Source organism: Saprospiraceae bacterium, from assembly GCA_016710235.1.
In the GTDB taxonomy this organism is placed as follows: domain Bacteria; phylum Bacteroidota; class Bacteroidia; order Chitinophagales; family Saprospiraceae; genus Vicinibacter.
The window spans coordinates 3,066,901-3,082,650 of sequence record JADJLG010000001.1 but is presented as its reverse complement, the minus strand read 5'-3'; the positions used below and the strand labels follow the sequence as shown (position 1 = coordinate 3,082,650).

The 15,750-nt window shown below is 40.0% G+C and carries 12 protein-coding genes and 1 pseudogene; 7 read left to right on the top strand and 6 right to left on the bottom strand.

Going from position 1 to position 15,750, the window contains the following annotated elements; genetic code table 11:
* Positions 1–5 precede the first annotated feature (5 nt).
* The 3 genes from IPI99_12280 to IPI99_12270 all read left to right on the top strand — a co-directional run bounded on the left by IPI99_12280 (position 6) and on the right by IPI99_12270 (position 4,692).
* Positions 6–1,214: an aminotransferase class I/II-fold pyridoxal phosphate-dependent enzyme gene (locus IPI99_12280; protein ID MBK7341291.1), complete on the top strand. Its 1,209-nt coding sequence runs from the start codon at positions 6–8 to the stop codon at positions 1,212–1,214.
* 126 nt (positions 1,215–1,340) lie between these two features.
* Positions 1,341–3,563, top strand: a complete 2,223-nt coding sequence (purL, locus tag IPI99_12275) for a phosphoribosylformylglycinamidine synthase subunit PurL (GenBank protein MBK7341290.1) — start codon at positions 1,341–1,343, stop codon at positions 3,561–3,563.
* Between the two features lie 28 nt (positions 3,564–3,591).
* Positions 3,592–4,692: a TlpA family protein disulfide reductase gene (locus IPI99_12270; protein MBK7341289.1), complete on the top strand. Its 1,101-nt coding sequence runs from the start codon at positions 3,592–3,594 to the stop codon at positions 4,690–4,692.
* 435 nt (positions 4,693–5,127) lie between these two features.
* Here IPI99_12270 and IPI99_12265 read toward each other — a convergent pair whose 3' ends face one another.
* Positions 5,128–5,949, bottom strand: a complete 822-nt coding sequence (locus IPI99_12265) for an MOSC domain-containing protein (protein MBK7341288.1) — start codon at positions 5,947–5,949, stop codon at positions 5,128–5,130.
* 6 nt (positions 5,950–5,955) lie between these two features.
* Between IPI99_12265 and IPI99_12260 the strand changes: the two genes are divergently transcribed.
* Together IPI99_12260 and IPI99_12255 are read left to right on the top strand one after the other, a co-directional pair.
* Positions 5,956–7,572, top strand: a complete 1,617-nt coding sequence (locus IPI99_12260; protein ID MBK7341287.1) for a CTP synthase — start codon at positions 5,956–5,958, stop codon at positions 7,570–7,572.
* Positions 7,544–8,551 carry an alpha/beta hydrolase gene (locus IPI99_12255; protein ID MBK7341286.1) on the top strand — a complete coding sequence of 336 codons (1,008 nt, stop codon included), beginning with the start codon at positions 7,544–7,546 and terminating at the stop codon, positions 8,549–8,551. Before IPI99_12260 ends, IPI99_12255 begins: the two co-directional genes overlap by 29 nt.
* A 66-nt stretch (positions 8,552–8,617) precedes the next feature.
* On the opposite strand, the gene IPI99_12250 is transcribed toward IPI99_12255, so the two are convergent.
* Positions 8,618–9,625 (bottom strand): hypothetical protein, encoded by a 1,008-nt coding sequence (locus IPI99_12250; protein ID MBK7341285.1) that lies wholly within the window; start codon positions 9,623–9,625, stop codon positions 8,618–8,620.
* 71 nt (positions 9,626–9,696) lie between these two features.
* The gene (locus IPI99_12245; GenBank protein ID MBK7341284.1) at positions 9,697–9,915 is read right to left on the bottom strand and encodes a hypothetical protein; all 219 of its coding nucleotides are present in this window, start codon (positions 9,913–9,915) and stop codon (positions 9,697–9,699) included.
* A 46-nt stretch (positions 9,916–9,961) separates the two neighbouring features.
* Here IPI99_12245 and IPI99_12240 point away from each other — a divergent pair, with 46 nt between their 5' ends.
* Positions 9,962–10,840, top strand: coding sequence for a hydroxymethylglutaryl-CoA lyase (locus tag IPI99_12240; GenBank protein MBK7341283.1), 879 nt, complete (start codon positions 9,962–9,964; stop codon positions 10,838–10,840).
* Positions 10,840–11,286, top strand: a complete 447-nt coding sequence (locus tag IPI99_12235; protein ID MBK7341282.1) for a GNAT family N-acetyltransferase — start codon at positions 10,840–10,842, stop codon at positions 11,284–11,286. The genes IPI99_12240 and IPI99_12235 overlap by 1 nt, the downstream gene beginning before the upstream one ends.
* A gap of 441 nt (positions 11,287–11,727) precedes the next feature.
* Here the strand turns inward: IPI99_12235 and IPI99_12230 are convergent, their stop codons facing one another.
* The 3 genes and pseudogenes from IPI99_12230 to IPI99_12220 all read right to left on the bottom strand — a co-directional run bounded on the left by IPI99_12230 (position 11,728) and on the right by IPI99_12220 (position 15,747).
* Positions 11,728–13,344 (bottom strand): type I restriction-modification system subunit M, encoded by a 1,617-nt coding sequence (locus tag IPI99_12230; GenBank protein ID MBK7341281.1) that lies wholly within the window; start codon positions 13,342–13,344, stop codon positions 11,728–11,730.
* Positions 13,341–14,374: pseudogene (locus IPI99_12225) on the bottom strand (DUF1016 family protein). The gene IPI99_12230 and the pseudogene IPI99_12225 overlap by 4 nt, the downstream one beginning before the upstream one ends.
* Positions 14,371–15,747, bottom strand: a complete 1,377-nt coding sequence (locus tag IPI99_12220) for a restriction endonuclease subunit S (protein MBK7341280.1) — start codon at positions 15,745–15,747, stop codon at positions 14,371–14,373. The pseudogene IPI99_12225 and the gene IPI99_12220 overlap by 4 nt, the downstream one beginning before the upstream one ends.
* Positions 15,748–15,750 lie beyond the last annotated feature (3 nt).

Below are 15,750 nucleotides of genomic sequence, written 5' to 3'. Positions count from 1 at the left end.
TTCAAATGAAAGACAAAGCTATAAAACGTGCGGAAACAATTTGTGCACAAGCCATAAAAGAAAAAAAGAATACACAGCCACACCAAATGTCGGTTTGTTTTAGCTCAGCTTTTCGCTTTGATCAACTCAGTGATAGCATCAAGGCATTTGAAAATCAACCGGGTACGCATGTATACTCCAGGTATGGAAATCCCACGATGGAATCTGTTGCTGCAAAAATAGCTGCTTTGGAGATAGCCGGTAGTGATATAAGTGCCCACGGACTTCTAACCAGTTCAGGTATGTCAGCTATATATCTGGCAGTTACAGCCTTGCTTGGAAAAGGAGACATGATCATTACTCAAGCAAATCTTTATGGAGGAACTACTGAGTTGTTTAACAAAGTAATACAGCCTCAAGGTATCAAGTTGGTCTACATAGATTTGTCAAATCTTGAAAAAGTCGAAAAATCACTCCGACAAAAACCACTACACAAGATCATTTACCTGGAAACTCCATCAAATCCCACATTGCACTGTTATGATATCCAGGCTCTGGCAGAGTTGGCCTCCCGCTATCATGCTTTTTTAATCGTTGACAATACCTTTTGCACTCCAATCATTCAACAACCTTTGTTATTGGGTGCGGATATAGTCCTTCATTCTACTACTAAGTTTATACATGGGCATGGTGCTTCTACAGGTGGGGTAGTACTCGTCAAAGAGAAAACATTATTTCATCAAAAAATTTGGCAAACCATGAAGCTGATTGGTGTGAACTCCAATCCTATGGATGCGTGGATGATCCAACTGGGTATGATGACCTTGCATTTGAGGATGGAGAGACATTCAGAAAATGCATTTTTACTGGCAAAGTATCTTTCTTCACACCCAAAGGTGAGTCATGTTAATTATCCTTTTCTCAGCTATCATCCCAGCTTTGAAATTGCTAAAAAACAGATGTCTGCAGGAGGGGCAATGTTGAGTTTTGAAGCTAAGACGGACGTCTCAGGGTCAAAAAAAATGATCGATAGACTCCGTCTCGCAGCTATTGCACCCTCATTGGGAGAGACCGGCACGATGGTTTTACATCCGGCCACTTCTTCCCACTTGAAGGTAGATCCTGAGTTGAGAAAAAAAGAAGGCATTACCGACGGTCTCATTCGGGTTTCGGTCGGACTCGAACACATCGACGATATCATTTCGGATTTCGATACAGCTTTGAAAAAAGTGTAAAGCTGTCGCTGTTGAACAAGTTTTGTAGGTTTATTAAGATTGGTTATGAGGGTTTACACTTGATAATATATTGCAATGTATAGGTGAGTATATGTACCTTTGCAGGACAACATTATTTATTACTACATGACAGCAGGTGTTGATACCGCACTCAAACTTGGGCTCAATCAAGCAGAGTATGAAAAAATTTGTAAAGTACTTGGAAGGATTCCAAATTTCACTGAGCTGAGTATTTATTCTGTGATGTGGTCGGAACATTGCTCATATAAAAATTCGATTATTTACCTCAAAAAGCTACCCAGAAAGGGTTCCAGATTGCTGGTAGAAGCAGGCGAAGAAAATGCAGGTCTTGTCGATATCGGAGGTGGGCTGGCGTGTGCTTTCAAAATAGAATCTCACAATCATCCCTCTGCCATAGAACCATATCAGGGTGCTGCTACGGGGGTAGGAGGCATCCATCGGGATATCTTTACCATGGGTGCAAGACCCATTGCAGCATTGAATTCATTGCGCTTTGGAGATCTGGCGAGTGCACATACCCGCAAATTAATGAGAGGTGTTGTCAAAGGAATAGGCAACTACGGGAATGCTTTTGGAGTACCAACTGTTGGTGGTGAAGTTTATTTTGACTCTTGTTACCAACAAAATATATTGGTTAACGCAATGTCAGTCGGTGTTGTCGAAGTAGGGAAGACTGTTTCCGCTCGAGCCGACGGACCTGGGAATCCTGTATTTATAGTGGGATCCGCTACAGGCAAAGATGGAATCCACGGGGCTACTTTCGCCTCCGCTGATTTGACAGAAAACTCAAATGAAGATCTGCCAGCTGTTCAGGTAGGCGATCCATTTCAGGAGAAATTATTGCTAGAAGCTAGTTTGGAAGCAATTGCTTCCGGTCAAGTCGTAGGTATGCAAGATATGGGTGCTGCCGGGATTACTTGTTCTACCTCAGAGATGTCTGCCAAATCAGGCACGGGAATGAAAATTTGGCTCGATAAAGTGCCTACTCGCCAGGCGAACATGCAAGCGTGGGAAATCTTGCTTTCAGAAAGCCAGGAACGGATGCTTATCGTTGCACAGAAAGGAGGAGAACAGACCTTGTTGAAAATTTTTGATAAATGGGATCTTGAATGTCATCTGATCGGTGAGGTGACAGATTCAGGTAATTTGGAATACTATATGCATGATACTTTGGTCGCACATGTGCCCGCAGAAAGTTTGGTCTTGGGTGGAGGGGCACCGGTTTATCAGAGGGAATTCAGGACTCCTGATTACATGGAAAAAGTAAATTCGTTTGAGGCAGGGAAAGTTTCTCAACCTGACAACCTTGTGGAAATAAGTAAGAAATTATTTGCTCTTCCCAATATTGCTTCTAAGCGGTGGATATACCATCAATATGACAAAATGGTAAGAACCGGAACTATGAATTCAGTCAATTCCTCAGATGCTGCTGTGGTGAGAATCAAGGATACTGATAAGGCTTTGGCCATGACAGTGGATTGCAATTCGGCATACGTTTACATGGATCCAAAACAAGGAGGGATGATCGCTGTTGCAGAGGCTGCGAGGAATGTCCGATGCTCCGGAGCAGTACCTGTTGCGATCACAAATTGCTTGAATTTTGGCAATCCATACAACCCAGAAGTATATTTTCAGTTCGTCAAAGCACTGGAAGGAATGGGCGAGGCATGCATTAAATTTGATACTCCCGTCACGGGCGGTAATGTCAGTTTTTATAATCAAACTGTGTCCAAATCAGGAAATGTTCCAGTATATCCTACTCCGACTATAGGGATGCTGGGTGTGATGGATTCTGTGAGGTATTTTACTACTTCCGGATTTGTTCAAGAAGGTGACCTTATCTTTCTGATTGGGGTTGAAAATGCTCATATTGCTTATTCGGAGTACCTGAGATACTTTCATGACATCAGCCATGCGCCTGCACCTTATCTCAATTTGGATGAAGAGCAGAAACTTCACGTAGCGATCACTTCTTTAATTCAGCATCAATATCTTCAATCATGTCATGATGTCTCTGAGGGAGGTATTTTTACTTGTCTCACAGAATCTGCGATTCAATCAGACTTAGGTTATGAAATCAATATTCCTGCTGAATTGAGGAAAGACATCTTTTTGTTTGGGGAATCGCAAGGAAGGGTATGCATCAGCATAAAAGAAGAATTGAAAACCCAGGTCGAAAACCATTTAAAGGATTTAGGCGTTCCATTCATTCAGTTGGGTGTCTGCAAAGGAAAAAAAATGATCATCGATCACGAAGATTTTGGATCAGTATCGGAATACGGTCAACTGCATGATATGGGGATTAGCCAATACCTTGAAAAAGAATAATTTTAAGCAAAAGATAAAAAAGCAATCAATGAGATTAGTACAATTTGTTTTATTTCTCGGTTTAGCTGTCATTTTGTTTTCTTCTTGTCAGAAGGGAGCAGTGATTACCGGAGATTTTTCAGATGCGGGCAACGGTAAAGCTGTGCTTACACGCATTGGTCTGGATGACAGTAAAGTAGAACTTGGCCAAGCAGAAATGTCTGGTGGCAAATTTAAAATTCCACTTGGGGAAAATTTCGTCCCTGGACTGTACAGTTTAGGTTTAGGTCAGCAGAGAATAATTTTTGTTATGGACGGAACTGAAAAGAAAATTGAATTCAGTGGTTCTACTGCCAATATCCAAAATGGTCAATATACAGTTTCCGGTTGTCCGGCAACTGCAGAAGTTTTAGAAACATACAAATCACTCTCTCAGGGTCAGCCGGGAGCACAGGATTTGGTGAATAAAGTGAAGAATGCAAAGCATCCTTTGGCGGCTGGATTAATGGCTGCTCAGTTTCTTGGAGGCAGAGCAGATTTTGTCGATACTCACAAGGAGGTTTTGGCAAAAATGAAAAGTGATTATCCCAATTCAGAGTTTACCAAAACTTATGAGTCTTTCATCAATCAAATTGAAGAAATGGCTGCTCAGCAAATGGCAAGTGAAAAAATTAAAATTGGGGTGATGGCTCCTGATATTTCACTCCCTAGTCCCAAAGGCAAAACTTTTCGACTCTCTGATCTGAAAGGAAAGGTGGTCCTGGTTGACTTCTGGGCTAGTTGGTGTGCCCCATGTAGAAGAGCAAATCCACACGTAGTTGAAATGTATAATAAGTATAACAGCAAAGGATTTACTGTATTCAGTGTTTCGCTGGATGGTGTGGACAGCAGGATGAAAAACACGATAACCGATCCAAAACAACTTGACGAATTGACTACAAGAGCTAAGGATGCATGGCTTGCTGCCATAGCCAAAGACGGTTTGAAATGGGATACTCATGTGAGTGATCTTAAAAAATGGGAAAGCGGTCCAGCTGCTGAATATGGAGTGCATTCTATACCTAAAACATTTTTACTGGATAAAGAAGGTAAAGTGGCTGCCCTGGACCCTAGAGATAATCTGGAAGAAGAAATCAAGAAACTGCTATAAAATAAAATAAAAGTATAATTATATTAAAGTCTGGTGAATCATTCGACAGCCTTTTTTTGTTTTGGTGGATTGATAGAGATCAAATGAATCTTGAAGCATATCCATCTGGAATTTATAATCTTGTAATGCGAGATCAAAAAAGAAAGACGGCTTTGAGAAAATTGATCAAAATCTAAATGTAGTATTAAATAATTTTTTTATTGGTTTTAATGAGCTCAAGTGCTTATGCATAGAGCTATTTTAGTAAAGTATATGAGGTAAAGACTAAGGGTAGAGATACTGTAATATTTACTTCCTCATTTTTTTATTGTCCATAATTGAAAAAGATATTTTCGTATAAATTTAAGATAACCGACAGATTCCAGTTATAAAAAAATGGAGATGAAGTTGACCTTGCTTTTTATCAGCTCAATAAGGCAGGGGAAAAGAGAGATTCTATACCTGAAATGCATATATTCCAAAATGGACACTGTTTCCAAAATTTCTATACGATGAGAGTGTTTTTAGTGGCTCCTTCGAAAAATGATCACTTTCGGGCAGTAAGTTTATCATGATGCAACGTACACAAGCTTTAACTTTTCTGAAATGAACACCATCTACCAAAAATTCTTCCTCGAGGTCTTCAGAATACGGCTTGTTTCCATCGTAGATGATACTGGCTCTGAATTGTTCAATAAATAGATTGTCATGGATTCTATCTTTTAGCTCGGCGAATGACCTGACATTGATAAGATGCTCCGGATATCCATCTTCAAAAGCCAGATCCAGCTCGATATTTTTGCTTGCTATTGTTTTTTTTCTTTCACCTTGTATCGCCCTTACCAGTCGTATTGATTTGTGAAATTTTTCAGAAAACCAATTGTTGAGTTCTTTGGATTCTAAATAAACTTGAACTTCTGAAGCCCAGATCTTTGAAATCAGAGTTTGGCTTTCTGTTGAATCAAAGTTTATTTTAATGCCTTCATGTATTTTTTCAGGTTCATAAATATGAAAGCCATCGTCTGCCAATTTAGTTTTTAGTATATTTAGAGCCGGTATTTCTCTTTGCGTCAGAAATTGATTTTTATCGTCAATGAGCATCCAGTTCCGGTCCCATTTTTTCATTTGTAAAAAGTCTGCTATCCTTGGAAACCTAACTTCTCCACATGATTTTATAGGAAAAATGGAATAACTGATCCCTTTGTATTCATTCATGATTGATGAAAGATAAGTATTTATCCATTGGAATGATGTAACTTTGTGTCCCGTAGCAAACATTTTTTAATGAGTAAGTACATTTTTGTTACGGGTGGAGTAACATCGTCACTTGGAAAAGGAATTATTGCCGCCTCATTGGCGAAGCTTTTGCAAGCAAGGGGATTTGATGTCACTATCCAAAAATTCGACCCATACATCAATGTCGATCCGGGTACTTTAAACCCTTACGAACACGGGGAGTGTTTTGTGACGGATGATGGAGCTGAAACCGATTTGGATTTAGGGCATTATGAACGATTTCTCAATGTACCCACTTCCCAGGCCAACAACGTAACCACAGGTCGCATTTACCAGACGGTAATAAACAAAGAAAGGGCAGGGGATTATCTCGGAAAGACAGTTCAGGTGATACCTCATATTACTGATGAAATCAAAAGAAGGATCACTCTTCTGGGTGAGACAGGATATGACCTGATTATTACTGAACTGGGAGGGACCGTAGGGGACATTGAATCTTTACCTTATCTGGAGGCTCTCAGACAACTCAGGATGGAGTTCGGTCCTGAAAATTGTGTGTCGATCCATCTTACTTTGATCCCTTATCTTTCAGCGGCCAAGGAACTGAAGACCAAGCCAACACAGCATAGTGTGAAGGAGCTACAGGAAGCCGGTATTCAACCTGATATTTTGGTTTGTAGGACAGAAAAGCCCATTTCAGATGACATTCGGAGCAAGCTAGCCCTTTTTTGTAATTTGAAATTCGAGCATGTGATTGAAGCTATCGATGCAGAAACCATTTATGATGTGCCATTGCTGATGTTGAAGGAGAGGCTGGATCTTCGCACCCTGGAATGTCTCAAGTTGAGCTCCAAAAGAGAGCCCGAACTTAAGACCTGGAAAGATTTTCTCGGTCATCTAAAGAATCCGAGTGAAGAGGTCAACATTGGCTTGATCGGCAAATACAATGAGCTTCAAGATGCTTACAAATCGATATATGAAGCTTTTGTGCATGCCGGTGCCGCAAATGAATGTAAAGTACGGATTCGCGCTATCCACTCTGAAGATTTAGTTGACCCTGACGAGACGAGCAAGTTGCTTTCTGATCTGGAAGGCATCCTGGTAGCTCCTGGTTTTGGGGAAAGAGGAATTGAAGGCAAAATCAATGCTATCCGCTATGCCAGAGAGCGCAAACTTCCTTTCTTTGGTATCTGCCTTGGGATGCAATGTGCAGCCGTGGAATTTGCTAGAAATGTCATGGGGATCTCTGATGCTTCCTCTACTGAGGTTAACCCCAATACCAAGAATCCGGTGATCGAGATGATGTTGGAGCAAAAGAAGATTAAGGCAAAGGGTGGTACTATGCGTCTCGGCGCTTATGCATGTACTCTTTCTAATGGTAGTTTGGCTGAGAAAGCTTATGGGAAACAAGATATAGCGGAAAGACATAGGCATCGTTATGAATTCAATAATGGCTATTTAGAGGGATTTGAAAAATATGGTATGCATGCCAGTGGAATCAATCCTGATAAAAATTTAGTGGAAATAATAGAATTGGAAAGCCACCCCTGGTTTGTCGGAGTTCAATTTCATCCGGAGTTGAAAAGTACGGTCGAAAAGCCACATCCTCTTTTTGTCGATTTTGTAAAAGCTTGTATTGTCCACAAGAACAAAGCATCCAAATGAAATGAATTGGAGTCGCTTCCTGAGATATCTTTCGCCCTGCTTTTTGTACAGTCTTGTCATTGCTCCTGTATCTAAGGCTCAGAATGTTGAGTTTTTGGACTCCATTGGTTTACAGCAAAGAATGTTGAGATTCAAATCCCAATTTGTCAGTTCCCGAAATCTGGACATTTTGTTGCCGGTTGATTATTTTCAAAGCGGGAAAGAATATCCGGTACTTTACTGGATGGATGGACAGAATGCTTTTGATGATAAAGTATCATATCAATCAGAATCTCTACATTTTGATCAAATCGTCGATAAACTCATACGAGATTCAGTGGTGAGGCCATTTATCCTTGTGGGTGTCTGGAATTCTGAAAAGCGATACAGAGAATTTAACCCTTCCAAAGCGTTTGAGAAATTGAATTCCATCACCAAGGCAGCCATCAAAGCTGAGTATGGTGGCAAACCATTGTCAGACAAATACCTGAGTTTCTTGATCAGCGAGCTAAAACCTTACATAGACAGAAATTTCAGAACCTTATCGGGTGCAGAATCTACCACCGTTGGTGGTGCAAGCATGGGAGCCTTGATCTCATTTTATGCCCTCCTGGAGCATCCTGAAGTCTTTGGTAGTGCGATTTGCATGTCAACGCATTGGCCTCTCAGCAGGATCAAAGATTGTAACGCGTGCTCAGACGGCTTTGTCAAATACTTGAGTACAGTAGATGATACAGCATTGAAAGATAAACGCATCTATTTCGATTACGGGACGGAAAATCTGGACTCCTGGTATGAACCCGCTCAGCAAAAAATTGACAAAGTACTTGATGAAAGAAAATTGTCGGTACAATTGACAACTGTGAGTCATAAATGGCAGGGAGCATCACATAGTCATGCGGATTGGAGCCAAAGGTTAAGCTCACCATTAGAGTTTATATTTGGTCTACATTCAGATGAATCTAAAGCGGACAGACAATATACCCCAGGGAAGCTTTAAAAAGTAATTCAGGAATAAAATTGAAGATCCAGCTGTAAAAGTCTGAACCAAGTCAGCAGACTTCTATCAATTCAAGGGCTTGTTTTGACCTGCCGATACAAAGGTCACCACGCCACATTCCTTCTTAGGCGCTTTGTCGTTAGGCTTGAATCTGCAATCTTTCATTGTTTCCAATGCTTTTTTGATGAAAGCGATGTCTTTACTTTCAGATTGTCTGCTGTTATATCTGCAATAAGTCACATAGCCTTCTCTGTTGATACAAATATTAAAGGCAACTTTTTGGGGTTTTGGTGTAGCGAGCAGTTTAGTATTCGGACAATAGTCTCTTTGTCTTCTGAGTGGTCCCGTTTCGTCAAAATCGACACCAACACCATCACCTGTTCCCGAGCCGGTTCCTGCTCCGGAACCACCTCCCGTACCGCCACCGCCACCAGTTCCTGTGCCACCACCTGCACCTGTTCCACTACCTGAGTTTGCATCGCCACTGCCTGTGCCACTACCGGACCCAGTTCCTGTGCCACCACTACCCGGTTGATCATCATCTCCGGCTGATGTGCTCGGAGTCGTTGAAGGTTTGGTCGGTTCAGGCACATTGACTTTACCTGGACTGCTTGGAGCCGTAACGACATCCGGAGCAGGCTTTGGAGGTATTTTGATAGGAGGAGGTGTAGGCAGTTTTACTACATCAGGTTCTGATGAAGTCACCACTGGAGGGGGTGATGTAGGCACCGTTTGTGTTTCTACCGGCTTTGTTTCTACTTTTGAATCTGCTACAGGATCCGGTTCCGGTTGAGGGGTCTGCTCAGCATTGCCCTTAGATCCACCTTCCAGCTCTTCCAGTCCCGGAGCTCCTTTACTCCCTCCAGCATCTTCATAATCTTTTATTCTCTCAATAGGTATAAAGTCCACCAAACTCAAATACGGGGGTGCGTCAAGTTCTTCAGGTGGTTTGATTTCAAATCTAAGGAAATAGATGAGGATCAATAGCAACAATAAGATGCTGATAGAGCCTACGAAAGCTTTTATACTGTTCTTTTGCTCTGTTTTGACATAACTAAAATATGCTACACTCATCTTTACTCCACATTTATTCACAAAAAACGCATTTTTTCTGCAATTCGTTTGTATTTGGCCAAAAAAATATATTAAAAATTATTTTTATATAAATAAGCCAGGTAGGCCAAACATATGCCCAATACCGCAACAAATCCTTTCAAAAGATAAGAAATTCCCGGTCCAAAACTGTCTAACCAAGCCAGAGGAACAAGTTGTGCTCCAATCAAATTGAGAAAGATACCGATGAAACCCATTAGAAACAGAGCAAATCCGGAGATGAGAAGTGATAAATATTTTGTTTGATTCATATATGTATTGAAAATCTGACAGAATGCGGCTTACATTTGCTTTATAATGGAAAAACAGGGTCGGCTAAAATTTGTTGAATGTCCTCGTGATGCCATGCAAGGTATGCCTGCTTTTGTACCTACTGCACTCAAGATAGAATACCTGAACCAATTGCTGCGAGTAGGATTTGACACTCTCGATTTTGGCAGCTTTGTCTCACCGCAGGCGATACCTCAGATGCGTGATACAAAGGAAGTGGTGCAGCACCTTCAACTTCAGGAGGGGACAGATTTGCTCGCAATAGTAGCCAATCTGAAAGGTGTACAGGATGCCTGTAGTTTTGAACAGATTCGATTTATGGGTTATCCTTTTTCAATATCAGAAACCTTTCAATTGAGGAACACAAATTCCACCATAGAGAAGTCCTTTGAATTGGTAAAACGGATGCAAAACATGGCCAACGACTCCGAAAAAGAGATCGTGATATACCTGTCGATGGCATTCGGCAATCCTTATGGAGATGAGTGGAATGCTGACAAAATTGCCCTTTGGATGGATAGACTTGCTTCCCTGGGGATACATAAGTTTGCCTTGTCTGACACAATAGGCGTTTCAACCCCGGAAAGCATTCGATACTTGTTTGGTTTTGTTTTACCGAGATTTCCTGCATTAGAAATTGGGGCTCATTTTCACTCACTTCCGGACAAATGGGAAGAAAAGCTCGAAGCTGCATATCATGCAGGTTGCCGGAGATTTGATGGCGCTCTGAAGGCATATGGTGGCTGCCCTATGGCCAAGGACGAACTCGTAGGGAATATGCCGATGGAGAAAATGCTGTTACATCTTAAAAACAAAGCTTTGATGCCGGATATCCATTGGGAAGAGCTCCAAAAAGCACTGCTGATTTGTGAACGCGTTTTTTCACAAGCCAAACTGAAACATTGATGCATTACACACAAATACTTTATGGCTCGCCAGAATATGATGCTTCCCTGAGATTGAGATATCGCGTTTTGAGGGAACCCTTGCATTTAGATTATACCATAGAGCAAATAGAAGCTGAATTTGATTCAATACATCTGGCGGGTTTTGATGATCAAGAGCAAATGGTCGCTGCACTCGTTCTACATCAGATAAGACCTGAGCCTGTATTCAAAATGAGACAGGTCTGTGTAGAGCCTGACTTGCAAGCAAAAGGCATAGGAACCGCTTTGGTGGAGTTTGCAGAAAAAAAGGCAAAACTTCTGGGTTATGAAAGGATTACTTTGCATGCACGTGATGTGTCTATTCCATTTTATGAGAAACTGGGATATCAAAAACTTGGAGATCCATTCATCGAAGTTGGAATACAGCATCATGAGATGGAAAAATCGCTGGTTACTATGATTTGATATGTGAAGTATTCATGAAATATCCATGAAATATCTTAAGGAGTAAAAGCAGGCCCTTATGCTCAGAAAATCAATAATTGGGAAACTGTACATGCTTGATTTATTCAGTCACCCCGGATAGAGTAGAAGAGTCAATTTGTACCGATATTGATCGAATGTATTGGTAGGCCTATCGGTACTATGCAGAGCTTTGTATAATTCTTGTAAGTTATGGGCTGGTTTTCTGTTCCTGTCCTTGCAAACCATATCTTTTTGAGTTTTCATGTTATTGCCTGTCGGATTGAGCGTTGCGTTTTTTAATTTTTTTAAAGGGTCTGGAAATTTTAAAAAACGATCTTGTCTTGCGTTTGCTTTGCAAGCTCTTTGACAAAGCTGTGGTCTGTACGTTGGCTTGTGTGGCTTTGGAAATGTGCTTGTATATAGCTTTGGTTCATCATTAGTTTATATCGGAGGAAGTCCCAGCTCTTTTAAAAATTTGTTATGTGTTTCTCTTGCTTCGGATATTTCTTTGTCAAGGTCAATGAGTTTTTTGTTTACCTCTTTCAAGTCAATGAGTTCTTCGTCCAAAGTTGTGCTTACATAACGTGAAATATTCAGGTTGAATTCGTTTTTCACAATTTCGTCCATTGTCACTCTACGAGAGTAACGAGTTTCCTCTGTTCTGTTTCTGTATGTGTTAACTATCTTGTCAATGTTCTCAGGTAGTAAACTGTTTTGTCGTTTGCCCTTTTCAAAGTGGTCAACGGCATTAATGAATAACACATCGTCAAATTTTTTGCACTTCTTTAAAATCAAAATACAAACCGGAATACCTGTCGAGAAAAACAGATTTGCAGGAAGACCAATAACGGTGTCAATATTTCCGTCCTCTAAAAGTTTTCTTCTGATTTTTTCTTCTGCTCCGCTTCTGAATAAAACACCGTGAGGTAATATGATTGCCATTGTTCCCTCTTTACTTAAAAAGTGAAAACCGTGTAACAGAAAAGCAAAGTCGGCTGCTGACTTTGGTGCGAGACCGTAACTTTTGAAACGAAAATCTTCTCCCATTGCTTCTGTTGGTTCCCAACGATAGCTGAATGGTGGATTGGCTACAATCGCATCAAATTCTAATTTCTTAGATGGATTTATTTCATTGAGTATTTCCCAATCGTTGAGTAAAGTGTCTCCATGATGAATTTCAAATTCTGTGTCTTTCACGCCATGCAAAAGCATGTTCATTCGTGCTAAGTTGTATGTTGTGATGTTTTTCTCTTGTCCGAATATTTTACCGATTGTTCCGCCTGCATCTGTCATTTTTTTGCGGACGTTGAGCAATAACGAACCCGAACCACAGGCAAAGTCTAAAACCTGTTCAATCTTTTTCTTTTCGCCTGAACTTGGGTCTTGGCTGTCAAGTATCACAATAGAAGAAAGTATGTCTGAAATTCTTTGCGGTGTATAAAACTCGCCAGCTTTTTGTCCTGAACCTGCTGCAAACTTACCAATTAAAAACTCGTAGGCATTTCCTAAATAATCAGCATCGTCCCCTTTATCGAATTCTTTTATGCCTTCTGCAATGGTTTGAATGATATTGCAGAGTTTCTTATTTCGTTCTTCGTAGTTCTTTCCAAGTTTGTCAGAATCTAAATTGATTTCAGAAAACAAGCCCTGAAAGGTGCTTTCAAAGGATTCATTTTCTATGTATTTAAAACCATCTTGCAAAGTGCGAAGCAATTCTTTGCTTTGTGTTTTAGCCAATTCCGCAATGCTGTTCCATAAATGCGTTGGCTCAATTACATAGTGAACCTTTCTTCGCATTTGCTTTTCGAATTCCTTTACATCGGTTTTGTTCTGCGCATACCAAATAGAAAGCGGTGTTCGTTTATCATTATCTTTTAGAATAGGATAGTCTTTGCCTAATTCCTTTTTGGCTGATGCTTCGTAGTTGTCGCTTAAATAACGTAAAAACAAAAACGAAAGCATATAATCACGGAACTGGTCAGCGTTCATGGCTCCACGCAATTCGTCAGCAATTTTCCAAAGTGTATTGCCTAATTGGGTTTGATTATTTTCTGTCATGGTTGCTCCTGATTATTTTCTTCCACAGCTTTTATTTCATTTTTTAACAAAGTGTGTAATTCATCTTTGGGTAATAATAATTGGTATTCAGCGACACCAATGGGTTTATTGATGTCTTGCAAAGCAATTTCCACATCCAAATGGTCTTTGTCTGCACAAAGTATAATGCCAATAGATTGGTTTTCGTTTTCGCCTTTTCTAATTTGTCAAGCAATGAAAGATAGACATTCATTTTGCCTACATATTCTGGTTTAAAACTTCCTATTTTGAGTTCCATAGCCACTAATGAGCGCAAGCCACGATGAAAGAAAAGCATATCTACAAAATACTCTTTGTTGTTATACTCCAATCGGTATTGGTTGCCAATAAACGAAAAACCTTTTCCCAATTCCAACACAAACGATTTTATCTTTTCTACCAGTCGTTTTTCTAAATCTGATTCTTTTGCTTTTTCTGTGATACCTAAAAAACCAAGATTGTACCTGTCTTTAAATACTTCGTTAACATAGTCTGCTTGAGCTATGGGAAGCGTTTCGATAAAATTATGCGATTGGATTTGCTTTTGGGCATGGGTATAGCTGTCCATTTTAATGGCATTGAGTAACCAATCTCTACTCCAACCTTTATTTACCGCTTCGATGGCATAAAAGGTTACGGCATCAAGTGATTGAACCTTGTTGATTAACAGCACATTGTGCCCCCACGGCAAAACTGCGACAGCCTGTCGCAGTTTCTCATCTGCCAAATGATAACGCTCATAGAAGCGTTTCATATCCCACAAATTGCGAGGCGAAACGCCCATATCGGGAAATTCTTTTTTTAGGTCAATAGAAAGTTGATTGACCACTCCGCTACCATAACCTTCTGCTAATTGCTTCTCAAACAGCAATTTCCCCAAGTTCCAATACACCGTGTTGGTTGCCTTTGCCAATTGCCTGGCAACCAAATTTCGAGCTGCATGAATTTCGGCAACAGCTTGTTGCAAAATTTCACCATATTCCGGATGGTTTATGTTTATTACTTCGCTCATTCTGTTACTTCATTTAGATTAGGGAACAAACCTTGCAACAATCCTTTTTTGTGTAGTTGCAATGCTTCTATTTTTTGGGTTTGGGCAATGATTAATTCGTCAATGGAGGAAAGGCAAGAGGCGATTTTTTGTTGTTCTTCTTTATTATCAGGGTATTTGATTTTCATCCTTTTGAAATCAGAATTGTATAATCTGCTAATAACTCCGCCATCAGATGTTTGCCACGTCAAATTAGAATAACAGTAAAGCAAAAAACGATTTAGGACAGCATCTTCATAATGACCTAACCAAATAATATTTGAATCTTGAAAATAGGCGGGCGAACCATCATAAATAACTAATCTTCCAATTGTTCCAGAGGCTGAAATCAATATGTCTCCAATTCTAGGAAAAGAATACTTGCTTTTATATTCCTCATAAATTTCTTTAGAAATATATGCATCTGCTGAACGACCAAAAGTTCCAATTTTGTAAAATGGAACACCATTATTTGGATTTGGGGTAGTCTCCTCCTTGAAGATTCTTTTACACATTAAAGGTTCGCCAATTTCCCCTAAAGTAGTTTCCATCCACTCCCCACTATCCTCAAACTCCTTAGATCTCACTTTCGGCACATTGTCTGAACCTTGATTTTTTTGATTTTCTTGATTGCCTTGATTTTTTTTCGTGCCCATCATGCTCATCATTTCATCAGATAAATCACGGTTCAGACGACTTTGCGGAAACAAATTTTGCAACAAGCCTTTTTTATGTTCTTTCAGCACTTCCAGCTTTTGGCTCTCGGCTGTGATAACTTCATCTAAAGAAGAAAGGCAAGCAGCGATTTTCTTTTGTTCACTTTTATCCTTATCGGGTGGAATTAAAACCTCAAATTTAGAAATGCTTTCTTGTGATAAAGTTGGAATTGCTCCTCCAACAACCGATGCTTCTATTTGCTTTTGAACAGGAGCATTAGAAACGATATAAAATAAAAAACGCTTATCAATCTTATTTGGCTTTAATACGACTAATTGAGGATTAATTGTAGATTTTTCAGGTAGATTTTTTATTAGTGCTGCTTTCCCGTAAGAAGAACCTGTTTTCACTAGGACTGTGTAACCATCTTTCAATTGTATTTCAGGTGATTCATTATACTTTTCCCATGTTATATAAGTTGACTTTTCAAATTGCAATAAATTATTATCGCTTATATTGCTAGGACTGAGTGAAATTGCACCCTCTCCTATACCTACAATGTCATTTACTGTGTATCCTCGATAGCCAATTCTGCCTTTGATTTCGATTAAGTTACCCAATTCATCTTTTTCCCACTCGCCTGCAAAGTCAGAAAAGCGAAGTTTCGGCACCAATTTATTTTCGTTTATCTTACTCATTTG